The organism is Streptomyces sp. NPDC054047 (genome assembly GCF_055585065.1).
In genome coordinates this window covers 44,670-68,112 of sequence record NZ_JBVJKV010000017.1, presented here as the reverse complement: position 1 = coordinate 68,112, position 23,443 = coordinate 44,670, and the positions used below count along the sequence as shown (strand labels likewise).

Below are 23,443 nucleotides of genomic sequence, written 5' to 3'. Positions count from 1 at the left end.
GCGCAGGAACGGGCACTTCTGGGTACGCCGTATTCGTCATGGATACACCGTAGCCAGAAGGTAGGATGCGGGTCAACGAGGAAAGGAACCGCCCCGATGACCGAACCCGCTCCCTCGTCGGTGTGGACCCGGCCGCGCCCCGAGCCGCGTCGACGCGCGCCGGGGGTGGATCAGTACGTGGCCGCTGCCCTGGCCGTCGCGGACGCGGAGGGTTTGGCGGCGGTGTCGATGCGGCGGGTCGCGGGCGATCTCGGCTCGGGGACCGCCTCGCTGTACCGCTACATCACCAACCGCGACGAGTTGGTGGACCTGATGGTCGACGCCGCACAGGGCGAGGATCCACTCCCCGAGACCACTGAGGACTGGCGTGCCGATCTGGGGGCGGTCGCGCACGCGTTGCGCGCGACGCTGCTGCGGCATCCTTGGCTGGCAGGTGAACTGGCGGGGAGGCCCGCGCTCGGCCCCAACTCGTTGCGGCGCTCCGAGTCCGCGCTGCGCGCCGCCGTCGCGCTCACGCCCGACATCACCCTGGCCTCGCAGGCACTCAGCGCCGTGCACGCCTACGTGCTGGGATCGGTCGCCGCCCAGCAGGCCCTGCGACGCGCGGAGCAGCGCACCGGGCTCAGCGAGGAGGAGTGGCAGCGCAGCGTCGGCCCCTACATCAGCGAGGTGCTCGCGGCGGGCGAACACCCGATGCTCGCCCGCCGCGTCCTGGAAGCCGAGGAACTCGACCCCGACGTCGATTTCGCGTTCGGCCTGGACTGCGTACTCGACGGGCTCGCGGCCCGACTGGGTGGCGGTCGCTGAGGTAGCTGAGGGGTCGGTACGCGCAACCCACGCGTCAGAGTCGAGCGACGGCTCCAGCCAGGCGACCGGCTCGACCGCAGGCCGGGCCCCGTCTCCCGCCCGCTCCGACCTCGCCTTTCCCGCAGAGAGGGAGACCCTCCCGGCCCCTGAGGTGATGATTCTTGATGGTTTCATCAGTTCTGTCATCGACTAGAATCGCCCCATGCAGCCCTCGACCGCCCAGCCAGCCAACCGTTTCGAGCGCCGCCGGGCCAAGACCCGGCAGGCACTCGTCGGTGCGGCGCGCCGCATCCTGTCCGAGCAGGGCTCGACGGACGTCAGCATCCAGGTGATCGCCGAGCGGGCCGACGTCGGTTTCGGTACGTTCTACAACCACTTCGACACCAAGGACGCCCTGTTCGACGCGGCCGTCGCCGACGCCTTGGAGGAGTACGGGCAGCTGCTGGACGTCGCGACCGCCGCCATCGACGACCCGGCGGAGACCTTCGCGACCAGCGTCCGCCTCACCATGCTCCTGGCGTCCAGCCATCCGGAGATCACCGGGATCCTGCGTTTCCGTGGGTTGCAGCACGTACACAGCGGGACGGGCCTGGGCCCGCGGGCCCTGCGCGACCTGGAGGTGGGCAAGGCGTCCGGTCGGTTCGCCATCGCCGACGCCCATGTCGCCCTCAGCGCGATCGGCGGGGCGGTACTTGGGCTGGTCCAGTTGGGGGCCACCAGTGACGTCACCGCTGCGGCCGGGGAGCAGGCGGCCGAGATGGTGCTGCGCATGCTGGGCCTGCCCGCCGAGGAGGCCCACGAACTGGCGACGAAGCCGCTTCCCTCACTGGGCTGAGCCCCGCGAACCCAGTAGCCGCAGCGTGACCGCCGGAGAGCGGGTGGAGGCCGCCTCCACCCGCTCTCCGCTTCCCGGCTTTTGACCGCCGGCACTCGTCTGACCTTCACCCCGCACCCGCCCCCTTGACGGAGCGGCGACGGCATCACCCACCCCGGAGCGGGCCCGGGACCGGCGCGGCTCGCCCGCCACCTGCGAGAAACACACGATTGACAGATCAGACCATCAAGGATGATGATTTCATCAGTTTGTGGCGTGGCCTTCCGTTGCCACCGACCGTTGCCACCGAAGGCTCCGCCCCGTTTCCACGCGCACGCGCCTCTCCCGTGCACGCCAGGCAGTACGCATCCGGTCACCTCTGAGCAGGAGATCCCCATGAGCACAGCCGTTGTCCGCACCAGCGCGGGCTGGTGGGTCCAGCGCGCCGACGACCGCATCCGGCCGATCGTCACGGAGGCCGTCACCACCGCCGAGTTGCTCGCCGACCGCACAGCGGTCGAGGAGGCCCACCAGGCCGCCGACGGCTGGGAGGAACTCGGCGCGCGTGAGCTGCTGTCGCCGGTGACGACGCCGTGCCGGGTGGTGGCCCAAATGGTCAACTACCGTTCCCACGCCATGGATTCGGGCTTCGACCCCGACCAGGTACCCACGGCGTTCTTCCGCAAGGCATCCGGGTCGGTGGTGGGCCCGGCTGCCGAGATCGTCCGCCCCCGGCACGTCGGGCTGCTCGACTACGAGGTGGAACTCGGCCTCGTCTTCGGCGACACCCTGCCGCTGGGCGCCGACGTCACCCCGGGATCACTCGGCCAGTACGTCGCAGGCCTGGTCGTGGCCAACGACGTCAGCGCCCGCGATGTGCAACTGCCCAAGACGCAGTTCTACGAGAGCAAGTCCTACCCGACCTTCACCCCGCTCGGCCCGCGCCTCCTGCTCGTGGATGAGCAGGACCTCGCGTCCCTGGAGCGGCTGCGCCTGGTCTGCACGGTCAACGGGGAGACCCGCCAGAACAGCACCACCGCGGAAATGATCACCAAGCCGGACCGTGCGCTCACCGCTCTCGCCCGCTTCCAGACCATGGCGGCCGGCGACGTGCTGCTCACCGGCACACCGGGCGGGACCGCGCTGCGCTCGCCCGGCAAGGCGCTGGAGCTGATCGGTTCCCTGCTGCCGCCGGCCAAGAAGTGGCAGGCCTTCTTCGCCCGGCAGGCGAAGAACCCCGCCTACCTCAAACCCGGCGACGTGGTCACGGCTTCCATCAGTACGCCCGACGGATCTCTCGATCTCGGCACCCAGCGCACCCCGGTCCGCGCCGCCCCCGTCCAGGAGCGGACATGACCGTGCGCCCGGTCCTCCCGTGGCCCGACTACTCCTCGCCCGCAGCCCTCACGGAGATCGTGAGGGTGCCGCTGGCCGCCCGGAATCTGCCCGCCGCCACCCTCGCCGTGCTGGAGCGAGCCGCTGAGTTGTGGCCCGACCGGCCTGCCATGACCTTCCTGCCCCGGGCCGAGGACTACGCACAGGGGCAGAGCCGCACCTACGCGGACCTGCTGTCCGAAGTACGCCGTTGCGGCCGCCTCTTCCGCTTCCACGGCGTGGGACGCAGCACGGCTGTCGGCCTGTTCTCGCCCAACACCGCACTGCTGCCCTCCGCGCTGCTGGCCGCGCAGAGCGCCGGAATCGCGGCGCCGGTCAACCCCCACCTGCCCGCCGCACAGATCATTCGGCTGCTGCAACTCGCCCAAGCCCGCGTCATCGTCGCCGCCGGCACCGGTGCGAGCGCGGTGGGCCGTCCCGACCCCCACGCCGGAGAGGTCCCCATCGTCTACGTCTCCCTGGCCCCCGGCGCCCCCGAGCCCCAGACCCGCTCCCCGGCCCTGATCGCACACGCCCGCTCCCTCCTCCACGAGAAGGCGGCCGTGCCCAAGGACGTGATCGTCGTCGACAGCCTGCCGGTCACGGCAGTGGGCAAACCGACCAAGGTCCCCCTGCGGATGAACGCCCTCAAGCAGGCGGTGCTCGACGAACTCGCCGCCGTCGGTCTGCCCTCGCACGCCGACGCGGTCGCCTGTCACATCGACGGAGCCGGCCTGCGGGTCACCGTCCCCCGCCCCGCAGAGGCCCAGGACACTGCACGCCTCACCGCGGCCCTCGGCCGCTACACCTTCGACTGGGCTTTCACCCAGGTCTGAACGGTCTGAACGCCCCTCTTGGAGCCACCCATGACGTCGCCCGACACCCCAGCCCCCGCCACACCGGACCCCCACCAAGGCCTGCACAGTGAGTACGGTGCCCAGCCCGACGAGCACCCCGGACGCGCCGCCCAGCCCGTGATCAAGGTACGGGACCTGGCCTGGCTGGAGTTCGTCAAGCCCGACCTGGAACGGGCGGAAACCTTCGCCCGCGACTTCGGGTTCACCGTCGCCGCCCGTACCCCCGAGGCCCTCTTCCTGCGCGGAACGATGCCGGGCCCGCACTGTCTGGTCATCCGCAAAGGACCGTCCTCACGCTTCCTGGGCCCGGCCTTCCTCGCCGCCGAACGCGGCGATCTCGACCGGCTCGCGGCCGCCACCGGCCACCACGTGAACACGCTCGACGAATTCGGCGGCGGCCACACCCTGGACCTCCTGGACCCCTCCGGCGTTCCCGTCCGCATCGTCCATGGCGTCACCGAACACCGCACCCTGCCCCCACAGGCCCCTCTCGCCCTGAACACCGGAGGGCGCGCCGCACGCATCAACACCCCCCAGCGCCCGCCGGTCACACCGGCACAGGTGGAGCGCCTCGGCCACCTCGTGCTGGCCACCCGCTTCTTCACCCGCACGCTGAACTGGTACCTCCACCACCTGGGCCTGCTCGTCAGCGACTTCCTCTACCTCGACGGCCAGCGCGACCGCGGCCCCACCATGGCCTTCATCCGCTGCGACCGCGGCAGCGAACCGGCCGATCACCACACCTTGGCCATGCACCTGGGCCCCGACCCCGGCTATGTCCACTCCGCCTACCAGGTCGCCGACCTCGACGCACTCGCCGCAGGCGGCACCTACTTGGCCCAGCGCGGCTACCGCCGCTCCTGGGGCATCGGCCGCCACATCCAGGGCAGCCAGATCTTCGACTACTGGCGCGACCCCGACCGCTTCCTGGTCGAGCACTTCACCGACGGCGACCTCTTCGACCACACTCTCAGCCCCGGCTGGGCCGCGATGTCCGCCTCCGGGCTCGCCCAGTGGGGGCCACCCGCCACCCGCGACTTCCTCGGCACCCCCTCCCCCGCGCTCTTGCGTGCCACCCTGTCCGCGCTGCGCGAGGACAACGAAATCGACTCGGCCCGCCTGGCCGGCCTCATGAAGGCCATGTCCTCATGAGCCCAGCTGCCGAGCGGAAATCGGCCGCCCCCTCCGCCGCGCACCAGGACGTCGCTCCAGATCGCCGGCCGGTGGCCGTCATCGGAGCCGGCCCCGTAGGGCTGACCGCCGCCCTGCTCCTGGCGCAGAACGACGTGCCCTGCGAGGTTTTCGAACGCCACCCCGCCCCCTACCCGCTGCCCCGCGCCGTCCACATGGACGACGAAGTCATGCGGATCCTGCAAGCCGTGCACGTGGCGGACGAATTCGCCGCCCGCTCCCGACCCACCCTGGGCATGCAGCTCGTCGACTCCCGCCACCGACTCCTGGCCCGGTTCCCGCGCGAGGAAGCGCTGGGCACCCACGGCTTCCCCCAGGCCAACATGTTCGACCAGCCCGAACTGGAGGCCATCCTGCGCAACCGGCTCGCCCAGGAGCCCCGGGCACACCTCCACGGCTCCACCGAAGTCCTCGGCCTCACCCTCCCGCACCCCGGCACCCACACACCCGCCCGCCTACGGGTCAAAGACCTCCACAGCGGCACCGAACGCACGCTCAGCGCATCGGCGGTCTTGGGGTGTGACGGTGCCGCGAGTCTCACCCGCCAGGCGATCGGCTCACGCCACCAGGTCCTCGGCCGGCCCCAGGACTGGCTGGTGGTCGATGTGCGCTGCCCCGTTCCTCTCCCCGCCTGGGACGGCGTCCACCAGGTGTGCGACCCCGCACGACCCGCCACCTACATGCGCATCGCCGACGACCGCTACCGCTGGGAGTTCCGCCTCGACGACGACGAGGCCGCGGCAGCCGTGAACGGCCGCTCCCGCGTCCTGCGCCTGCTCGCACCCTGGACCGGCGACGTTCCCGACCAGCAGCTCGACGTCGTCCGGATGGCCCGCTACACCTTCCGCGCCCAGGTCGCCGACCACTGGCGGCAGGACCGTGTCTTCCTCCTCGGCGACGCCGCCCACCTCACTCCCCCCTTCATCGGACAGGGCCTCGGTGCGGGACTGCGTGATGCCCACAATCTGGCGTGGAAGCTCGCCCGCGTCCTTCACGGACAGAGCTCCGAGGAACTGCTCGACACCTACGAGAGCGAGCGCCGCCCCCACGCCACCCACCTCGTACGCACCGCCGTGCGCATCGGCCACGCCATGACCAGCGCCCACCCCGCGGCCAACGCCACCCGCCGCGCGGCCATCGCCGTCGGCCGGCACACCGGCCTGCTGTCCCGGGCCGCCCTGAGCACGGTGAGCCCGCCTCTGCACGGCGGTCCGCTCGCCCGCCGCACTCGCCTGCCCGGCCGGGGTGCGCGCCCCGGCCACCAGTGCCCGCAGCCGCCCGTCCTTGGCCCGGACGGGCGGCCCGCGCGCCTCGACGATCTCCTCGGCAGCGGGTTCGCCCTGCTCACCAGCCAACCCGCCACCGCCGCCGAACAGCGCCTGGCCCAGGCGCTGCCCGCTCGCCTCATCAGCGTCCTGGCCCCCGGCGGCGACGGCTCCGGGACGGGAGACCCGGTGACCGACACCACGGGCACCCTCCGCGCCTGGCTGCACGGCGGCAGTGCCCTCCTGCGCCCCGACCGCGTCGTCCTGGCCGCCGCCCGCGGATCCCGGGACACCCTCGCGGACTCCGCCCTCTCCTGGGCCCGGGTGCTGGCCCCTCCCGCTACATGGTCCGGCCTGCGGTAGCGAGCCAGTTCGCCGACATCCGCGTGCCTCGCTCGGCGTGCGCGCGAGGTTCGGCTTCCGAGCCGGTCCTCAGCTGGTGGCCAGGGTGCGGCCGAGGAGGGCGAGCAGGCGGTCCCAGTGGTGCTGCAGTGCGGAGGCGTCGAAGGCGTCGGTGTCGGACATGGTGAAGCCGTGGACGGTGCCGGGGTAAGTCTCGATGCTGTGGACGACACCCGCGGCATCGAAGGCTTTGGTGAGCTCGCTGATGGCCTCGGGCGTCAGATCGCCTTCGGCGAGCCCGAGGTGGACCTGGGCGGTGAGCTCGGAGACCAGGCGGTGCGGGCTGTCGGGTGCCTCGGTGACCAGGAAGCCGGGGTGGAACCCGGCGACGGCGGCCACTTGGTCGGAGTGGGCCGCTGCGGTGCGCATCGCCAGTGCGGCGCCCAGGCAGTAGCCGATCACGCCGACCGGCCCCGCGCTGACCTCGGGCTGGGCGGTGAGGAATTGGAGGTAGGCGTCGGCGTCCCGCAGGACGCGTTCGGTGGTGTGCGCCTCGACCAGCGGCATGAGTTGGGCGAAGATCGCGGGCCGGGCCTCTTCGCCGATGTGCTCGGGAAGTTCGATCACCGGCGCCGGGGCGTGCCGGTAGTAGAAGTTGGGGACGAGTACGTAGTACCCGTGCCCGGCCAGTTCACGGGCCTTCTCCTCCAGCTCGGGCCGCACACCGAAGGCGTCCGGGTACAGCAGCACCCCCGGGTGCCGATCGCCCTGGTCGGGGAAGGCGGCGAAAGCGTCGGCCTGGCCGTCCGTGGTGGGTATCTGCAGCGACTTGGTGGGCAAGATCTTCCTTCCTTGGGCTGATGCCAGTGCACAGCCTCGATCGGAGCTGAGGCCGACCAGGGATCGATGCGGCTGCTGCCGGCTCCTCAACTCGCTCTCGTTTCACCCAGACCTGTCCGCCCGGGATCATTCGGCATTGAGGATATCGATCTGGCAGACAGCTCTGCGCGAACCGCACTGGCGGAACGGTGACCACAGGGTAAACTCCCCCCCCCACAGCCCTCGGCCCCCTCCGACAGCGGCGACCAGCGGCGACCAGCGGCGACCAGGGGGCACCTGCCTGTGGCCCGCGCCCGGGCGGAGCACACCAGCGGGCCGAAGCCTGCCCCACCGGCCAGCGACAACAGTGGCGAGCACCCCCTGCAACAAGCCTGCTCAGTACGAAGGTTGCTCGGCGCCGTTCGATCGACCCCTCCGCCGTGTCACTCCCGCCCGGCCCACGAGGCCCGCTATAGATGGAACCCCCCGTTCCTCCTGCTTCAGGAAGGCCCCATGTCATCGCGCCCCGCCGTCACGGCCATCGCCGCCTCGCTGTTCCTGTTCACCACACCGGCTGCCGATGCGATCGCCGATCCGCACGAATCGGTCACCGTCGACCCCACCGGGCGGATCGCCCCGGACGGCACCGTCACCCTCTCCGGCACGTACCGGTGCACCGGCAGCACCGGCCCCGTGTTCGTGTCCTCCTCACTGGTCCAGCACAATCGCACGGTCCGGCACGGCATCGGTGGCACCCGCGCGGTCTGCGACGGCATGGAGCACGCCTGGACCAACACAGGTCGCCCCACGCCTTCCGTCCTCCAACCCGGCGCCGCCCACGTCGAGGCCACCGTGATGGAACTGACCTCCCAGAGCAGCCTCCCGCTGCCGCGCTTCCACGCCACACACCAGCAGGACATCACCCTCACCGAGAAGTGACGCCACGCCACCTTGGGCAATCGCGTCAAAGCAGATGGGTGCGGCTCTTGAGGGACGGGGAGTCTTGAGGGACGGGGAGAGGTGACAGCCGGCCAACGACGGACGGTGCGACGGCAGCTTGGGGCACTGCAGCCGCACCCCCCACCGCAGATGTCTTTTCCGATTTAACTGCGGACGGAAAGATACATACGGTCGGATATGCCTATGCTGTCCGCCCCTTCCCGCTCCTCACGGTTCCGCCGCACAGCCCGCTTCACCGTGCGAGCGGGCAGAAGACGACGGACCACCCGGGGCAAACAGAACCGGGAAGGTCTGGATTGGGCCCGGCGAACCGAACTGATCTCCGTCCTAGTGGCTTCGGCTGTCGCGGCCGGCGGGCTTTGGTATTCCAACGTCCAGACACAGCAGACGAACGAACAGATGAGACAGGCCAACGCTCAGGCACGCGAAGAGAGAGCGCTGACCAGGGAAGGGCAGATCACCGAGCGCTATACCGCCGCCGTGGGCAACCTCGGCGCGGAGTCGATGGATGTGCGCTTGGGCGGTATCTACGCACTGCAGCGGATCATGCAGGACTCGTCCCGTGACCTGCCCACCATCGGCAACGTCCTGGCTGCATACGCACGTGGCCACGCCGCCCAAGCACCGCCGGCCGGAGAGGACGTCCCTGCCGACGTCGTGGCAGCCCTGAGGGTCCTGTCCGATCGTGACACCACTCAGGACGAGGCCTTCGTATGGGACCTCACATCCATCTGGCTTCCCGAAGTCGACCTGTCCCCACCTCGCCCCCAGGCGTTCTGGCTCCCCGAGGCAGACATCTACCCGTCGGACACGATGGGCATCAGACTGCGGGGCGCGATCCTGACGAAGGCGCACTTGAGCGGAGCCTCTTTGCCATGGGCGGACCTGAGACGCGTGTCCCTGTACGACGCGGACCTGCGGCGCACACATCTCAGCCATGCAGATCTCCGCGTTGCTGATCTTGGCGGTGCCGACCTGCGTAAAGCCGTACTGATCAAGGCTGATTTGCGCGAGGTGAATCTGGTCGACGCGGACCTGCGCGGCGCGAACATGCGGGCGGTAAGTCTAAGCGGTGCCGAGGCAGGAGACACCGACCTGCGTAAAGCAGATCTGCGCTGCGTGGACGTACAGGTCAGCAGTACCGGCACGCCTTGCGCGGATTTACGAGACGCAGTCCTCTTTGACGCGGATCTGCGCGGAGCGGACCTGCGCGGAGCAGACCTCCGCGGCGCGGACCTGGGCGGGGCAGATCTGCGCGGCGCGGATCTGCGGTGTATGGAATCCCAGCCCAACAACTCATTCACGAAAACGTATTGCGGCAAGTTGCGCGGCGCGGATGTGACGGACACGGACCTGCGCGGCACAGACCTGACTCACGCTGGCCTCGCCCCGAGCGAGATCGACGCCGCCCGCATCGACGGCACGACGAAGCTCCCCTGAAGCCGGACTCTGCCGGCGGTCATGGATGGTCGAGGTCAGCTGTTGCAGCACTACGCTTCCGGCGCGGGACGAGGGCTCCCTTCCCCACGCCGCCCACCGTGCGGTACATCGGAAGCATGCTCCGCCGAAGCCGTGATCCGCCTCGCCCGCATCGACCTCATGGCCTGCCGCCTCACCTGCACAGCGTCCCGCCAACGGACCAACACTCAGCCATGCACTCCGCGACAGAACCTGGGGCACAGCAGGGAGTCACGTAATGCCAGATGAGGAAAATCCGAGGGGCAAGGGGCGCCTTGACGGCAAGGTGGCCTTCGTCACCGGCGCGGCCGGAGGCCTCGGCCGCAGCCACGTGCGACGGATGGCGGAGGAGGGCGCCGACCTGGTCCTGGTGGACATGTGCCGGCCGGTCGACACCGTGCCCTACCCGCAGTCGACGCCAGAGGAACTGGGCGACGCGGTCGAGGAGGTGCGGGCCCTGGGCCGCCGCGTCGTGGCGCGGCAGACAGACGTGCGCGATCGAGACGCCCTCCAAGAGGCGTACGACGCCGGGCTCGCCGAGTTCGGGGAGATCCACATCGTGGTGGCCAACGCGGGAATCGCACCGCTGCTGGTGGAGGACAGGGTGCAGGCGTGGCACGACGCCATCGCGGTCAATCTCACCGGCACCTTCCACACCATCGAGGTGGCCATCCCCTCGATGACCGCCGCCGAGCAGGGCGGCTCGATCGTGATCGTCAGCTCCACCGCCGGACTGGTCGGGATCGGCGGGGTCAGCAACGGCGGCCTTGGCTACGCCGCCTCCAAGCACGGTGCGGTGGGGCTGATGCGTACGTACGCCAACAACCTCGCCCCACACAGCATCAGGGTGAACTCGGTGCACCCCACCGGTGTGGCCACCCGCATGGTGGTCGACCCCGCCATCGTCGAGTTCGTCGCCCAGGACCCGATGCTTTCCGAGACGGCGCCCAATGCCCTTCCGGTGGACACGGTCGAACCGGTCGACGTGTCCAATGCCATCGTGTGGCTGGCCTCGGACGAAGCCCGCTATGTCACCGGTGTCGCGCTCCCCGTCGACGCCGGGTTCATCAACCGCCGCTGAGCCGCTGAGCCGATGAGCCGCCGAGCGAGAGGTGGAGCACCATGACCGATCAGTACGCGGATACGATTTTGGTGGGCGGGCACGTCAAGACGTCCTCGGGCTGGGCTCAGGGCCTCGCCCTTCGCGCCGGTGTCATCGAGAGGGTCGGCGGCCGCGAGGACGTGCTGCACCGGCGCGGGCCCGGAACGCGAGTGGTGGACCTGGCCGGCGACACCGTTCTGCCGGGCCTGCACGACCTGCACGTGCACCCGATCTACGCCGGGATCCGCGATCGCCGCTGCAAGGTCCCCCAGGGCTCGAGCCTGGCCGCCACCCTGCGCATCGTGGCCGAGCACGTCGCTCGCGCCGCCCCCGGCACCTGGGTGCTCGGCGGGCAGTGGGACACGTCCGCGCTCGGCACCGTCCCGGACCGGACCATGCTCGATGCGGTCGCCCCCGAGAATCCAGTGCTCCTGGAGGACACCAGCGGGCACAGCTCCTGGGCCAACAGCGCCGCACTCCGGGTCGCCGGAATCGGCCCCGGCACAGCGGACCCGGCGGGCGGCATCTTCGAGCGGGACGCCGCGGGCCGTCCGAGCGGCATACAACGCGAGACCGCCGCCGATCTGCTCGCCGCCTCGGCTCCCAAACCGGCCGACGACGACGTCGAGGCGGCTCTGGAGTGGGCCCTCGACGAAATGCTCTCGTACGGCATCACGTCGTTCACCGAGGCCGCGGTCGGGTTCACCGCCGGACCGCGGGCCGAGCTGCGGGCCTACACCCGCCTCGCCGGGCGCGGAGCCGTCCGGCAGCGAGTGCGCCTGTGTCTGGTGTGGTCCCCCCAAGACCCCACGTGTGAGGACGTGATCGCCGCACGCACCCTCTACGCGAGCGATCGCGTCACGCCGGACTGCGTGAAGATCTTCCTCGACGGGGTGCCGACCGACAGCCACACGGCGGCAATGATCGAACCGTACAAGGACACGGTGGAGGGTCGGGACGACCAGGCCGGTCGGCACGGCATGCTGGCGATCGCGCCGGCCGTCCTCCAGCGGGCGATGACCCGATTCGACCGGATGGGCATCACGGTCAAGTTCCACGCAGCCGGCGATGCGGCGGTCAGGGCGGCGCTGGGCGCCATCGAGGCCGCCCGCACGGCCAATGGACACAGCCCTCACATGCACAACGTCGGACACTGCACGTTCGTGGCCAAGACCGACATCGAGCGCGCTTCGCGGATCGGCGCGACGTTCGAGGTCTCCCCCTATCTGTGGCAGCCCTCCCCCATCTGCTCCGACATCGCGGCGGCCGTCGGCCCGGAAGCGGTCGAACGCGTGTGGCCGGTGCGCGAGATGCTCGCAGCGCGTGCCCTGGTGGTGGCGGGGTCGGACTGGTGCGTCGTGCCGTCGGTGAACCCGTGGTCCGCCATCGAAACGCTCGTCACGCGGCAGGAGCCAGGAGGCAGCGCCGACAGCTTCGGCGAGTCCCAAGCGATCACGCTGGAAGAAGCCTTCGACCTGTTCACGGTCAACTCCGCGCGCCAGGAGGGCATGGCGCACCGCGTCGGGCGCATCGAACCGGGCATGCTCGCCGATCTCATCGTCGTCGACCAGAACCCCTTCGACGTGCCGATCACCCGGGTCCACGCCACCGAGGTCAAGATGACGTTCATCGAGGGCGAGCCGGTCTTCGACGCGAAGGCCCGCCGCTCCCAGGCTCCCCCTCGGTGAGGCAGCCAGGGCAGGGGCAAGCCCCATGGCGGCATCCCCATGCAGGAGGATGCCGCCATGGGCAGATCGAGTGACGTGCAGGCGGCCGTGACCCAGCTCTGGCGGGAGCATCTGGCCGCGGAGTTCCCCGCCGCACTGCGCGGTGCGGAGCTCGCGGGCATCGACCTTGTACTGCTCGATGCGGGCATCGCCGGATGCGCGTCGACCTGGCGGAACGCGGGTGGCTCCCTGGATGCGACGCGGCAACGGATACTGCGTGACTGCCTCCGGGACCTTGAACGGGTTCTGCCGCTCCTGGTCGAGCCGGACGAGGTCCGCTACTGCCAAAGGCTCCGCCGCTTGGCTGTCCTCACGTCCGGACACGGGCCGAAGCCGACCGCTTGATACGCCGACGATATGCGCGGATGCATAGCCTGGACGGCATGCCCCAGATCATCGCCACCGTGCCGGGCGTCGGCTCCCGCATCGACTCCGGATGTGAGGCAGAGGAGCGTGGATAGGCAGCAGCCCGGCGTCAGCGTCCGCGTCAAACTCACCCTCAGCTATGCCGGGTTTCTCATGCTGGCCGGCGCGCTGCTGATGGCGGCGGTGTGGGTGTTCCTCCTGCGGTACGTCCCCGACCGGGCCATGCTCTACAACCCCGACGACGGCCCCGAGGGAATCTTTCCCATCAGGTCCCAGCTCCTGCGCGTCTTCGCTCCGAGGGCGGCCGCGGTCATGGCGATCCTGCTGGTCTTCGGCCTCGTGGGAGGGTGGCTCCTCGCCGGCCGCATGCTCGCCCCGCTGACCCGCATCACACATGCCACCCGCATGGCCACCGGCGGATCACTCTCCCACCGCATCCGGCTGACCGACAGGAACGACGAGTTCCGCGAACTCGCGGACGCCTTCGACGCGATGCTCGCCCGGCTCGAATCGCACGTCGCCGAACAGCAGAGGTTCGCGGCCAACGCCTCGCACGAGCTGCGCACCCCGCTGGCGATCTCGAAGGCACTTCTCGACGCGGCCCGCTCCGATCCCAGCCGCGTCAGCGGCGAACTCGTCGACCGCCTCCACTCCGTCAACACCCGGGCCATCGACCTCACCGAGGCGCTGCTCCTGCTCAGCCACGCCGACCAGCGGTCGTTCACCCGAGAACACGTCGACCTGTCCCTCATGGCGGAAGAGGCCACCGAGACACTCCTGCCCCTCGCGGAAGAGCACGGTGTCACGCTGGAGACCAGCGGCGACATCGCCCCCACGACCGGGTCGCAGGCGCTTCTGCTCCAGCTGGCCACGAACCTCGTACACAACGCGATCGTCCACAACCTGCCCGAACGGGGCACCGTGCGGGTCAGTACCAGCGTCCGCCCCAAGACGGTCGCGCTCACCGTGGAAAATACCGGCGAGCAGCTCACCCCACAGCGGACCTCGGCCTTCACCGAACCCTTCCAGCGCGGCACCGAGCGCATCCACACCGGCCAAGCGGGCGTCGGCCTCGGCCTGACCATCGTCAAGGCCATCACCCACGCACACGACGGGACCCTCACCCTCACCCCACGCCCCACCGGCGGACTCCGCATCACCGTGGAACTGCCCGCGACGGCCAGCCCCGCGCAGCGATAGGTGAAGAGCCTCCCCCGGTGTCTTGACCAACGTTCTCCGGCACTTTCCCGCCACGCACCGTGTCACGGCACTCGTCCCGGCAGGCGTTTCCTCGACACCCTGGGCACCACGCCCGGCGCCTGTCGCCGGGCGTTCCAGGCCGGGCCGCCCGCTCGGCATCAACCGTCCGTGACGTGACGTGCAGGAAAGCGATTGACGCTCCGGTGCCGTTCGTGAACCATTCCGGACCGTGACGACGAACTCCGATCTTGACCAGCCCGTCCCGGGACAGGGTCCTTCGACCGACCGACCGCTCGCCCTGATCACCGGCGTGGGCCGCACCGTCGGTATCGGCGCCGGCATCGCCCGTCGGCTGGCCGCATCGGGCTGGGACATCGCCTTCACCTACTGGTCCCCCTACGACGACCGTATGAGCTGGGGCAGCGAGCCCGGCGCGACCGAAGCGATCCGCCGAGCTCTGGCCGAACACGGGGCGTCCACCACCGCGATCGAGGCGGATCTCGCCGATCCGGACACCCCGGCACGCGTCTTCGACGAGGTGGAACAGCGGATGGGCCGTGTCACCGCGCTGGTGATGAGCCACTGCGAATCCGTCGACTCCGGGCTGCTTGACACCACCGTCGAGAGTTTCGACCGGCACTTCGCCGTCAATACGCGCGCCACCTGGCTGCTCATCCGCGAGTTCGGACGCCGCTTCACCTCAGCACGGGGAACCGGCCGGATCATCAGCCTCACCAGTGATCACACGGTCGGCAACCTGCCCTACGGAGCGAGCAAGGGAGCCCTGGACCGCATCACCCTCGCCGCCGCCCACGAACTCGCCCACCTCGGCGTGACCGCCAACGCGATCAATCCCGGGCCGGTCGACACCGGCTGGATGCCCGAGGAAGTCCGCGAGCACTGCGTCCGCAGCACCCCGCTCGGCCGGCTGGGCACCCCGCAGGACACCGCGCACCTCGTGGACTTCCTGTGCTCCAGGCAAGGCGAGTGGATCAACGGCCAGTTGCTGATGAGCAACGGCGGGCTCGCCTAGGCCTGCGGTGGCTCGGACCGTCCGCCTCGGCGTCCCCTCCCGCCGCGGTCGCGGTACCGGTCAGTCGTTGTGGGGTTTGCCGAACTCCTCGATCAGTACGGGGTACTGCTCCCCTCCGTGCCCGGCGGCGATCGAGCGGTCGGCCATCTTCTTGAGCAGCTTGGGCAGTTCGGCGTTGACGCCCAGCGCCTCGCTCTCCTCGATCAGGTGCGTCATCGCCCGCGCGTCGGTCTCCAGGGCCGACACCTCGGCCGGGAAGGAGCCGCTGTCGATCTGCTCGGCATATCCGGGCAGCCATTCGGCCACCCCGGCAGCGATCTGCCGCGCGAACGGCGCGTACGTCGCTGCGTCCACACCGGCCGTCCTGAGCAGGGCAGTTCCCTGGAGCCAGGCGTTGAGGACGCTCCACATCATGGCCAGTCCTGCCACGTCGTACAGGGAGGCCAGACCATGGTCCGCGCCGAGGTAGGTGACGGTGCCGAGCGCGTCGAGGGCGGGCTGGTGTGCCTCGAAGTCCTGCTGCGGCCCGCTGTGCAGAATCACCGCCTCCGCGGTTCCGATCCCCGACGGGATGGCCATGATGGCGCCGTCCAGGTAGCGGGCGCCGTGCTGCTCGGCCCATCGGGCGGCTTCGCGGGCCTGCGTCGAGTCGCCCGAGGTCAGGTTGATCAGCATCGTGCCGTCCAGGGCAACGTCGTCCGCGCCGAGCAGCTCGTACATGGCCGGGTAGTCGGTGACACAAAGGATGGTCAGGGAGCCTGCCTTGAGCGCGTCACCGACCGTCGGTGCCAGTTGTGCGCCCTCGGCCACCAATTGGTCGGCCTTGGAGGCCGTGCGGTTCCACACGGTGGTGGGATGGCCGGCCTTCAAGAATGCGCCGGCGAGTGCCTGGCCCATCCGTCCGAGGCCGATGACGGTAATGGGTGCATCGGTTTTGTTGTTCATGGCAGCATCGTCAACGTTCATACCGGTGTGAAGGTCAAGCGAGGTTTCGATGCGTATTGGGGAACTGAGTCGCCGAACGGGCGTCAACGCCCATCAGTTGCGCTACTACGAGGCCCAGGGCCTGCTGGAGGCCGACCGCCGCGCGAACGGGTATCGCGAGTACGACGAGACCGCCATGCTGCGGGTGAAGCAGATCCGGCATCTGCTGGGCGCCGGGTTGTCCTCCGAGGACATCGCCTACCTGCTGCCCTGTGCGGTCGGGGAGGCCCCGGAGCTGCCCGGGTGTGCCGAGCTGCTGTCCGCGATGCGGTCACGGCTACAACGGCTGAACGATCAGATGGAGAAGCTCGCTCAGTCCCGCGACGCTCTGACCGTCTACATCCATGCGGCCGAGCAGGCGGGCAGCGAGAGCTATCCCCCCTTCGACCAGATCGGCCAGGAGCCCGTTCCGGCCGGGGCGGACCGGGCGTAGGAGGAGGGGAGACTGCCCGCCGGTGGGCACCGGCCCAGGCCGCAGCCGCCCCCTCGGCGCGTCGCGTCACTTCTGGTTCTGGGGGCACGCGTACTGCCCGTCGGGACCCCCATGGTCCACAGGACCACCGCTGTCCATGAATGCGGGCAGAGTGAGGGCCGAATGGGCCGGGCGGCCCTCCGCGGAGGGCATGGCGCTGAGATTGCGCAGCATGGTGTTGCGCTGTTCCAGGGCTCGGGCGGTGGTGGGGAAGAGCGTGGCATCTCCCGTGCCGACCTGGTCCTGGTTCACCGTCACGAACTCACGGGTGGAGTGTTCGTAGGCGGCGAAGCCCGAAGCGTGGTCCCGTTCGGCCAGGCAAGCGGCGAGCATGTACGCGCCGACGAGCGCGAGGCTGGAGCCCTGCCCGGTGAGGAACGAGGGCGCGTACGCGGCGTCGCCCACCAGCGCGACCCTGCCGCTGGACCAGCGGGGCATGCGGATCTGGCTGACCGCGTCGAAGAACAGGTCCTCCGCGTCGCGCAGACAGGCCAGCATCCCCGGGACCTCCCATCCCGCGTCGGCGAAGACCGTGGCGACCAGCTCCCGTTGGGCTTCGGGGTTCCGGAACGCGTCGTACGGCGGTTCCGGGTGGGCGAAGTTCAGGAAGGCGTGCACGTCGTCGTTGTCCCCCACCGCATAGAGGGCGGCGGCCCGGCCCGGGGTGTTCCACATCATCAGCTCGTGGGAGAGGCCGAAGGTGTTGCGCATGGTGAATCCGGCGAAGCAGTAGCCGAGGTAGCGGTGGAACCGCTCTTCGGGGCCGAACAGGAACGCGCGGGTACGGGAGTGCAGACCGTCCGCACCGAAAACCATGTCGAACGTACGCGTGCTGCCCCCGCGGAAGGTGACGTCGACCCCGTGGCCCGTCTGGTCGAGGGTGTCGATGGAATCGTCGAACAGGAACTCCACGTCGTCACGGACCGCCGCGTAGAGAGCGTCGGTCAGATCCCCGCGCCGCACCTCCAGGTCCTGTCCCGCGACACCGCCGGTGACAGCGTGCGGGTTGACCGAGGCGACCTCCTTGCCGTCCGCGTCGAGGAAGGTCAGCCGGCGCAGGTCGATGTGCGCCTCCCGCAGTCGCGGCAGGATGCCCATCCTGCGGACGACCTCAAGTGCGGTGCCGCGTACGTCGATGGGGTAGCCGCCGCCACGGAGCGCGCCCGCCTTCTCGACCACCGTGACCGCGAATCCGTGGCGGTTCAGCCAGAACGCGAGGGCGGGCCCCGCGATGCTGGCCCCGGAGATGAGGACCTCGCGCCTCGGCGCGGTACGGCTGTCCGTCGACTGATCGGTGCGGGTCATTCCTTGACTCCTTTGCTCAGGGTGCGGGCGACGAGCAGGGACAGCGCCGTGACGGCGCCGGCTATGACGAAGCCGGTGGTGAAGGCCGATGGGGCCGGGACATCCGACCCGGCAGGGGTGCCGGCGGTGAGGACCGCGCCGCCGAGCTGCGCACCGACGGCGAAGCCGATCACGCGCGTCACCAGGACCAGGCTGGTGGCGATGCCGGTGTCGCTCCGGTCGACGGAGGTGGCGATGCCGGTGACCATCGCCGTGACGCACAGGCCGTTGGCGAGCGAGATCATCACCTTGCCGACGACCAGGTGCCAGATCTCGGTGTGCACGGCTGCCAGGGCGATCAGGGCGACGGCCATGATGGCGAGCCCGGTCATGACCACGGCACGCGAGCCGAGACGCCGCGCCCCGATCCCGCTCAGCGGCCCGGCCAGCGACGCGGCCACGGCACCGGGCAGCAGGATGAAGCCGATCTCGGTGGCGCCGGCCCCGAACCCGTACTCACGGGAGGGCACCGCCAACAGCTGCGGGACGAGATAGATGGCCACCGACGTACCGACGCAGATCACGAACGTCAGCACGCACGCCTTCCATATCGTGGGCCGTGCCAGCATGCGCGGATCGATCATCGGCGAGGCCGCTCGGCGCTCAACGGCGATCCATCCGGTCACGAAGGCGGCCAGCACCACGACGAGGGCGCAGAGCACCAGTGGCTGCGAGACGACATCGGGTGCGACGGCGAGCACGAGCATGAGCGTGACCAGCGTCCCGCTCAGGAGAGCCAGGCCGGGCCAGTCCACTCGGGCGCCGTCCGACCGGCCCGGCTCGTCCGACGGCATCAGCCGGTTCACCAGCAGGGTGGCCCCGATGACCGCGATCGTCGGCAGCGCGAACATCCAGTGCCGGGACAGCCCTTCGGCCACGGGCCCGGCCGACAGTGTGCCCGCCATGCTGCCCCCGACGAACAGCCCGCTGACCACTCCGATGGCCACCTTCGACTCCCCCGCCGGGAGGTGTTCGCGCACCAGGATGAACGACAGGGGCAGCGCGCCCACCATCGCTCCCTGCAGTACCTGGCCGAGCAGCAGAACGGGCATGTTCGGCGCCAGGGCGGACACCAGACCTCCGGCGCAGACCACCGCCATCAGCCGGATCAGGACCCGTTTTCCTCCGTAGCGGTCGCCGAACTTGCCCGCGACCGGTGTGACCAGTGCGCCGGTGATGAGGAGCACGACGCTGAGTAACGCCCCTTCGGCGTGGCTCATGTCGAGCTCGCGTTCCAGGAGCGGGAGCGTCGGTGCCACCACCGACTCCAGGGCGCCGGTGGCGACGGCCAGCAGGCCGAGGGCCCAGACAGCGGCCTTCGCGATGCGGACCGGCGGAGCCAGAGTTGCGGTCATGGACGTCCTTCCGTCGTTGCCGGGCGGCGAGTTGTGGACGGGCCCGAGGTCGTACGGCGGGGTGAACTCCGTTCAGTGGTAACGGAGATGGCGCAGGCAGGCCCCCCGGGCAGAGCGGGTGCAGGAATTCGGCACCTACCGAGCCAGCATTACACTACACCGTGCAGTGTAGGAGAGTTAGGATGAGCCCATGCCGACCACGAAGACACTGCGCGAGGGGTCCACGCCGAAGCGGGCCGCCATCCTCTCGGCCGCCCGGGAACTGTTCCTCGCCGACGGGTTCGACCGGTCCAGCGTCGACGCGGTCGCCGCCCGGGCCGAGGTGTCCAAGCGGACGGTCTACGACTACTTCGGCGACAAGAAGACGCTGCTGCAAGCAGTCGTCGACGCCGTCGGCCAGTCACTGATCACCACCATCCGGCGCACCCTCGACGACACCCTCACCGACGTCACCGAGGACGCCGACCTCGAGGACGCCCTGGTCGCGTTCTCGATGCGCATCGCGACCGACATGCTCGGCTCGGCGGAGTACGCGACGCTGCAGCGTCTGGTCCGGGCGGAATCCGGCCACCTGCCGCACCGGGGCTACAACTCCATGGCCGACACCCCCGACGAGGCGATCGCCGAGCGCTTCGCCGCCTTCGCCGCGGCCGGACTGCTCCACGTCCCCGACCCCCGGCTCGCGGCCGACCAGTTCATCGCACTGACCTTCGGCGTCGCACTGGACAGGCTCGGTTCCGCGAACGCCGCGGAGGACTCGCGCGTCCGTCCCCTCGTCATCGAGGGAGTGCGAACCTTCCTCCGGGCCTACCGGGCCGCGTAGGGCGCAGGAGTGGACGCGTCGCACCAGAGGAGACACCCCGATGGCCGGGCGGGCCGAACGCTGCAGCTGCCGATCGTGTGCCTTCGGCCGTGCTCCACTTGGCGGTCATCCTCGCCTGACTCGCCTGACTCGCCTGAGCACGCCAGCGGCATGACTGCGGAAGCTGCAGACCCAAGCCCGCTGCCTCCACGGGCTTTTCACGGGCCTGCCGAAACTAGGCGGAGTGCGGACCGTCGGCGAACATGTCCGCCGCGTCCCCTGGGTGCCGCCAAAGGCCGCTGACGATTCACGCGACCTGCCGGCCTCACTCGGCAGGGGTCCAGGGCCCGTCCGGCGTGGTGCTCGTACCGCCGCACGCCCAGCAGTCGAATTCCTCCGGGAGCCTGTACGTGGCCCCCCAGAATCCGGTCTGCTCGCCGTACAACACGTTGTCCTCGCCGCACCACCCGCACTCGAACAAGAAGTTCACGACCCCCCCTGCACGCGCCTTCAGGCGCTCGGTGCACGATCAGACTGCCGCCAGGGCCGTGCGGCGACAACAGGCCGTTGAGACAAGCGCGAGCAGGAGTCCCTGCTCACCGAGCAGGGACTCCGTTTGCCTCAACGCCCCAAGCCGCTCGGGCGCCCACGCGCCGACTTGCCCGTCGTGCGCTGCCGAGCCCCCGCCAAGTCACCTCCGCCCGTGCCTACTTGGATTCCACTCGCCCGAACGCGTCAGGGCCGGTGGTCAGTGCGTGCTGCGCCTGTTGCCACGCGTCGTCGTCCGGGTGGAACTGCGTGCGGAGGTAGGCCGCGGTGAGGCGTCCGAGCGCGGTGACTCGCTCGGGGTTCTCGTCCGTGGTCTCGGCGGCGTCGTACCCGCTGATCCCGCCGAGACCGTGCTCCGCGTCGACCAGGGTGAGCAGCGTCTTGGGGCCGGGAGCGAGGTGGTACGGGTCGGCGTGCCAGTCCGGGCCCATCTCCGTGAAGTGCCGGGAGTCGTCCTTGTCCCCGGCGACGACCAGCGTGGGCGTGGCCATCGCGGAGAAGTCGATGGTCCGGAAGACCGGCACCCGCTCGGCCATGACCCCGGTCAGGATGTCGCCTCCCCTGCCGGGGGCGGCCAGCAGCACGCCCTGCTTGATCCGGGGCTCGAAGAAGTCGGCCTCCTGTCCGTCGTCGGGGTCGGTGACCCGGGCGCCCAGCAGGAGGCCGGCCGTGAAGCCGCCGAGCGAGTGTCCGGCCGCGGCGATGCTGTCGTGGTCGATGCGCCCGGCGAGTTGCGGCACGGCATTCTCGATCACGTCGAGCCGGTCGATGATGTGGGTCATGTCCTCGGCGCGCGAGCGCCAGAACATGGGCGCTCCGGGGGTGTCCGCATGCAGGTGGCTGAGCGTCTTGGAGCTGAGGTGGGTGGGCTGGATGACGACGAAGCCGTGCTCGGCCCAGAGGTTGGCGAGCGGGGCGTAGCCGTTGAGCGAGGAGAGGTGGTTCGAGTTGCCGTGTCCGTGGGAGAGGAGGATGACCGGCAGGTCGGTTCCGGTCGCGGGTGCGGTGACACGGATCTGAAGGTCAACGGGGCGTCCGGGCACGGACAGCACTACTGGGCTGAACGAGAGCACGGGGGCGGGTGGGCCAAGGGTGTCGGTCGTCGTGGATGTCGATGCGCTCACGGTGCGTCTTTCCCTTCGGTTGTCCCTGCGCAGGCCTCTGCCGCCGATCGCATGGGGCGGGGCGCGTGAGGCAGGGAGGAAGGTCCGGCTTCGGCTAGACTGAAGCGGAACGTTGCTCCACTTACGATACGGAACACTGTTCCGCTTGACAAGCGGAACAGCGTTCCGGCTTGTCGGCGACTACAGGAAGGAGTGCGTGGTGCCCACCGAGGACCGGTCCGGAGAGGTGTCGGCCCCCAGCAAGCGGGCCGACGCGGTGCGCAACCAGCAGAAGCTGCTTGCCGCCGCGGCCGAGGTGTTCGTGACCTCCGGCGTCGATGCGCCGATCCGCGAGATCGCGGCCAAGGCGGGCGTCGGGATGGGGACGATCTACCGCCACTTCCCCACGCGGGCGGATCTCGTCGTCGCCGTCTTCCGCCACCAGGTCGAGGCGTGCGCCGAAGCCGGTCCGAACCTGCTGGCCGCCGCGGACTCACCGCTCGCGGCACTGCGTCAGTGGATCGACGTCTTCGTCGATTTCCTGGTCACCAAGCACGGCCTGGCCAACACGGTGCAACCGGACAGCAGCGGCTTCGCCGCGCTCCACACCTACTTCCTCGACCGCTTGCTGCCCGTCGCCGAGCAGCTGCTCGACGCCGCTGTCGACGCAGGCGAGATCAGGCCCGGTACGCGGCCCTACGAACTGATGCGCGGGATCGGCAACCTCTGCATCGGACCCGACAGCGACCCCCGCTACGACCCCCGCCGACTGGTCGCACTTCTCCTACAGGGACTCCAGCAACCGCAGACACCTTGATGTCGACGGCCGGACGGACTCCCGAGCGGGCAACGGACGAGCCGACACCGCCAAGCCGCCACGCCGACGACGTTCCGTGCCACGAGCCCTATGCGCGGCGCCAGTTGAGCAGCAGTACGTCGACCGCGGCGTGCAGAGTCGCCGCTGCCACCCCGTCGCGCAGCTGCGTGGAGAGGCCGAGGAGGAAGCCGTGGACCATGGTGGTCACCCCCTCGACGTCGGCGTCGGCATCGAGTTCACCGGCGGTGATGCCCCGCTCCACGCAGGCCCTGATGCGCACTCGGTCCGCCGCACGCCGCGCCGCGACGGTCGCGCGCACTCCGGCATGCTCCTCCCCCGGTGCCCGCATCGTGCCGGACAGGGCGATGAGACAGCCGGTGGGGTGAGACGCGTCGGCCTGCATGCCGATCGAGCGGTGCAGCAGGCCGGCCACGGCCTCGCGCGGGCTGATCGTTTCGTCCTCGATGACGTCGACGGCGCCGCCCGGCCCCTCCATGTAGTGCTCGACGACCTGCTTGAACAGCGCCTCCTTCGAGCCGAAGGCGCCGTACAGACTCGCGGATGACAGACCGGTGGCGGCTCGCAGCTGCGCCAGCGAGGTCGCTTCGTAACCCTGCTCCCAGAACAGCAGCATCGCTGCCTCTAGTACGGCCTCCATGTCGAAGGCGCGGGGACGGCCGGCTGGCGGCATAGGGACCTCCT

23 protein-coding genes are annotated in these 23,443 nt (G+C 70.1%); 16 read left to right on the top strand and 7 right to left on the bottom strand.

The features are described 5' to 3' along the window. Positions 1–96 precede the first annotated feature (96 nt). The 6 genes from ACZ6ZP_RS40360 (at position 97) to mhpA (ending at position 6,671) form a co-directional block, all read left to right on the top strand. Positions 97–807 carry a TetR/AcrR family transcriptional regulator C-terminal domain-containing protein gene (locus ACZ6ZP_RS40360; protein ID WP_361474387.1) on the top strand — a complete coding sequence of 237 codons (711 nt, stop codon included), beginning with the start codon at positions 97–99 and terminating at the stop codon, positions 805–807. 202 nt (positions 808–1,009) lie between these two features. Then, positions 1,010–1,642, top strand: coding sequence for a TetR/AcrR family transcriptional regulator (locus ACZ6ZP_RS40355; RefSeq protein ID WP_366465086.1), 633 nt, complete (start codon positions 1,010–1,012; stop codon positions 1,640–1,642). 375 nt (positions 1,643–2,017) lie between these two features. Further along, positions 2,018–2,977, top strand: a complete 960-nt coding sequence (locus ACZ6ZP_RS40350) for a fumarylacetoacetate hydrolase family protein (RefSeq protein WP_351168095.1) — start codon at positions 2,018–2,020, stop codon at positions 2,975–2,977. After that, positions 2,974–3,831: an AMP-binding protein gene (locus ACZ6ZP_RS40345; RefSeq protein ID WP_469410378.1), complete on the top strand. Its 858-nt coding sequence runs from the start codon at positions 2,974–2,976 to the stop codon at positions 3,829–3,831. Before ACZ6ZP_RS40350 ends, ACZ6ZP_RS40345 begins: the two co-directional genes overlap by 4 nt. A gap of 30 nt (positions 3,832–3,861) precedes the next feature. Then, positions 3,862–5,004 carry a VOC family protein gene (locus tag ACZ6ZP_RS40340; RefSeq protein WP_361471326.1) on the top strand — a complete coding sequence of 381 codons (1,143 nt, stop codon included), beginning with the start codon at positions 3,862–3,864 and terminating at the stop codon, positions 5,002–5,004. Beyond that, positions 5,001–6,671 carry a bifunctional 3-(3-hydroxy-phenyl)propionate/3-hydroxycinnamic acid hydroxylase MhpA gene (gene mhpA, locus ACZ6ZP_RS40335; RefSeq protein ID WP_469410377.1) on the top strand — a complete coding sequence of 557 codons (1,671 nt, stop codon included), beginning with the start codon at positions 5,001–5,003 and terminating at the stop codon, positions 6,669–6,671. Before ACZ6ZP_RS40340 ends, mhpA begins: the two co-directional genes overlap by 4 nt. 69 nt (positions 6,672–6,740) lie before the next feature. Here the strand turns inward: mhpA and ACZ6ZP_RS40330 are convergent, their stop codons facing one another. Beyond that, positions 6,741–7,490: a dienelactone hydrolase family protein gene (locus tag ACZ6ZP_RS40330; RefSeq protein WP_361471322.1), complete on the bottom strand. Its 750-nt coding sequence runs from the start codon at positions 7,488–7,490 to the stop codon at positions 6,741–6,743. 492 nt (positions 7,491–7,982) lie between these two features. Between ACZ6ZP_RS40330 and ACZ6ZP_RS40325 the strand changes: the two genes are divergently transcribed. The 7 genes from ACZ6ZP_RS40325 to ACZ6ZP_RS40295 all read left to right on the top strand — a co-directional run bounded on the left by ACZ6ZP_RS40325 (position 7,983) and on the right by ACZ6ZP_RS40295 (position 15,315). Continuing rightward, positions 7,983–8,408, top strand: coding sequence for a DUF6299 family protein (locus tag ACZ6ZP_RS40325; RefSeq protein WP_361471320.1), 426 nt, complete (start codon positions 7,983–7,985; stop codon positions 8,406–8,408). 204 nt (positions 8,409–8,612) lie between these two features. Further along, entirely contained in the window at positions 8,613–9,869 is a 1,257-nt protein-coding gene (locus ACZ6ZP_RS40320; protein ID WP_469410376.1) for a pentapeptide repeat-containing protein, read from the top strand. A gap of 256 nt (positions 9,870–10,125) precedes the next feature. After that, entirely contained in the window at positions 10,126–10,968 is an 843-nt protein-coding gene (locus ACZ6ZP_RS40315) for a mycofactocin-coupled SDR family oxidoreductase (protein WP_383822129.1), read from the top strand. 41 nt (positions 10,969–11,009) lie between these two features. Next, the gene (locus ACZ6ZP_RS40310; RefSeq protein ID WP_469410375.1) at positions 11,010–12,677 is read left to right on the top strand and encodes an amidohydrolase; all 1,668 of its coding nucleotides are present in this window, start codon (positions 11,010–11,012) and stop codon (positions 12,675–12,677) included. Positions 12,678–12,734: 57 nt separating this feature from the next. Then, complete coding sequence (locus ACZ6ZP_RS40305) at positions 12,735–13,061, top strand: hypothetical protein (RefSeq protein WP_469410374.1); 327 nt, start codon at positions 12,735–12,737, stop codon at positions 13,059–13,061. A gap of 108 nt (positions 13,062–13,169) precedes the next feature. Next, positions 13,170–14,282, top strand: coding sequence for a sensor histidine kinase (locus ACZ6ZP_RS40300; protein ID WP_469410373.1), 1,113 nt, complete (start codon positions 13,170–13,172; stop codon positions 14,280–14,282). Positions 14,283–14,511: 229 nt separating this feature from the next. After that, the gene (locus tag ACZ6ZP_RS40295) at positions 14,512–15,315 is read left to right on the top strand and encodes an SDR family oxidoreductase (RefSeq protein ID WP_366463077.1); all 804 of its coding nucleotides are present in this window, start codon (positions 14,512–14,514) and stop codon (positions 15,313–15,315) included. Positions 15,316–15,375: 60 nt separating this feature from the next. On the opposite strand, the gene ACZ6ZP_RS40290 is transcribed toward ACZ6ZP_RS40295, so the two are convergent. Then, a complete protein-coding gene (locus tag ACZ6ZP_RS40290; RefSeq protein ID WP_366463078.1) occupies positions 15,376–16,260 on the bottom strand; it encodes an NAD(P)-dependent oxidoreductase in 885 nt (294 codons plus the stop codon). A 49-nt stretch (positions 16,261–16,309) separates the two neighbouring features. On the opposite strand from ACZ6ZP_RS40290, the gene ACZ6ZP_RS40285 reads away from it, so the two are divergent. After that, a complete protein-coding gene (locus ACZ6ZP_RS40285; protein WP_351168120.1) occupies positions 16,310–16,732 on the top strand; it encodes a MerR family transcriptional regulator in 423 nt (140 codons plus the stop codon). Positions 16,733–16,798: 66 nt separating this feature from the next. On the opposite strand, the gene ACZ6ZP_RS40280 is transcribed toward ACZ6ZP_RS40285, so the two are convergent. Further along, a complete protein-coding gene (locus ACZ6ZP_RS40280; protein ID WP_469410372.1) occupies positions 16,799–18,076 on the bottom strand; it encodes an FAD-dependent monooxygenase in 1,278 nt (425 codons plus the stop codon). Beyond that, complete coding sequence (locus ACZ6ZP_RS40275) at positions 18,073–19,470, bottom strand: MFS transporter (RefSeq protein WP_366463081.1); 1,398 nt, start codon at positions 19,468–19,470, stop codon at positions 18,073–18,075. Before ACZ6ZP_RS40275 ends, ACZ6ZP_RS40280 begins: the two co-directional genes overlap by 4 nt. Positions 19,471–19,660: 190 nt before the next feature. Between ACZ6ZP_RS40275 and ACZ6ZP_RS40270 the strand changes: the two genes are divergently transcribed. Then, positions 19,661–20,293 carry a TetR/AcrR family transcriptional regulator gene (locus tag ACZ6ZP_RS40270; RefSeq protein WP_361471301.1) on the top strand — a complete coding sequence of 211 codons (633 nt, stop codon included), beginning with the start codon at positions 19,661–19,663 and terminating at the stop codon, positions 20,291–20,293. Positions 20,294–20,597: 304 nt separating this feature from the next. On the opposite strand, the gene ACZ6ZP_RS40265 is transcribed toward ACZ6ZP_RS40270, so the two are convergent. Both ACZ6ZP_RS40265 and ACZ6ZP_RS40260 read right to left on the bottom strand, forming a co-directional pair. Beyond that, on the bottom strand, positions 20,598–20,762 hold the full coding sequence (locus ACZ6ZP_RS40265) for a hypothetical protein (protein ID WP_351168128.1): 165 nt from the start codon (positions 20,760–20,762) through the stop codon (positions 20,598–20,600). A 217-nt stretch (positions 20,763–20,979) separates the two neighbouring features. After that, positions 20,980–21,945: an alpha/beta hydrolase family protein gene (locus ACZ6ZP_RS40260; protein WP_469410371.1), complete on the bottom strand. Its 966-nt coding sequence runs from the start codon at positions 21,943–21,945 to the stop codon at positions 20,980–20,982. A gap of 199 nt (positions 21,946–22,144) precedes the next feature. Here ACZ6ZP_RS40260 and ACZ6ZP_RS40255 point away from each other — a divergent pair, with 199 nt between their 5' ends. Then, positions 22,145–22,741, top strand: a complete 597-nt coding sequence (locus tag ACZ6ZP_RS40255; RefSeq protein ID WP_469410407.1) for a TetR/AcrR family transcriptional regulator — start codon at positions 22,145–22,147, stop codon at positions 22,739–22,741. A gap of 88 nt (positions 22,742–22,829) precedes the next feature. Here ACZ6ZP_RS40255 and ACZ6ZP_RS40250 read toward each other — a convergent pair whose 3' ends face one another. After that, a complete protein-coding gene (locus tag ACZ6ZP_RS40250; protein ID WP_469410370.1) occupies positions 22,830–23,432 on the bottom strand; it encodes a TetR/AcrR family transcriptional regulator in 603 nt (200 codons plus the stop codon). Between the last annotated feature and the right edge of the window lie 11 nt (positions 23,433–23,443).

Bases quoted from the DNA above. Each gene is read 5' to 3' on its own strand.
- ACZ6ZP_RS40360 (WP_361474387.1), top strand. From the start codon at position 97: ATGACCGAACCCGCTCCCTCGTCGGTGTGGACCCGGCCGCGCCCCGAG.
- ACZ6ZP_RS40355 (WP_366465086.1), top strand. From the start codon at position 1,010: ATGCAGCCCTCGACCGCCCAGCCAGCCAACCGTTTCGAGCGCCGCCGG.
- ACZ6ZP_RS40350 (WP_351168095.1), top strand. From the start codon at position 2,018: ATGAGCACAGCCGTTGTCCGCACCAGCGCGGGCTGGTGGGTCCAGCGC.
- ACZ6ZP_RS40345 (WP_469410378.1), top strand. From the start codon at position 2,974: ATGACCGTGCGCCCGGTCCTCCCGTGGCCCGACTACTCCTCGCCCGCA.
- ACZ6ZP_RS40340 (WP_361471326.1), top strand. From the start codon at position 3,862: ATGACGTCGCCCGACACCCCAGCCCCCGCCACACCGGACCCCCACCAA.
- mhpA (WP_469410377.1), top strand. From the start codon at position 5,001: ATGAGCCCAGCTGCCGAGCGGAAATCGGCCGCCCCCTCCGCCGCGCAC.
- ACZ6ZP_RS40325 (WP_361471320.1), top strand. From the start codon at position 7,983: ATGTCATCGCGCCCCGCCGTCACGGCCATCGCCGCCTCGCTGTTCCTG.
- ACZ6ZP_RS40320 (WP_469410376.1), top strand. From the start codon at position 8,613: ATGCTGTCCGCCCCTTCCCGCTCCTCACGGTTCCGCCGCACAGCCCGC.
- ACZ6ZP_RS40315 (WP_383822129.1), top strand. From the start codon at position 10,126: ATGCCAGATGAGGAAAATCCGAGGGGCAAGGGGCGCCTTGACGGCAAG.
- ACZ6ZP_RS40310 (WP_469410375.1), top strand. From the start codon at position 11,010: ATGACCGATCAGTACGCGGATACGATTTTGGTGGGCGGGCACGTCAAG.
- ACZ6ZP_RS40305 (WP_469410374.1), top strand. From the start codon at position 12,735: ATGGGCAGATCGAGTGACGTGCAGGCGGCCGTGACCCAGCTCTGGCGG.
- ACZ6ZP_RS40290 (WP_366463078.1), bottom strand. From the start codon at position 16,260: ATGAACAACAAAACCGATGCACCCATTACCGTCATCGGCCTCGGACGG.
- ACZ6ZP_RS40285 (WP_351168120.1), top strand. From the start codon at position 16,310: ATGCGTATTGGGGAACTGAGTCGCCGAACGGGCGTCAACGCCCATCAG.
- ACZ6ZP_RS40280 (WP_469410372.1), bottom strand. From the start codon at position 18,076: ATGACCCGCACCGATCAGTCGACGGACAGCCGTACCGCGCCGAGGCGC.
- ACZ6ZP_RS40275 (WP_366463081.1), bottom strand. From the start codon at position 19,470: ATGACCGCAACTCTGGCTCCGCCGGTCCGCATCGCGAAGGCCGCTGTC.
- ACZ6ZP_RS40270 (WP_361471301.1), top strand. From the start codon at position 19,661: ATGCCGACCACGAAGACACTGCGCGAGGGGTCCACGCCGAAGCGGGCC.
- ACZ6ZP_RS40250 (WP_469410370.1), bottom strand. From the start codon at position 23,432: ATGCCGCCAGCCGGCCGTCCCCGCGCCTTCGACATGGAGGCCGTACTA.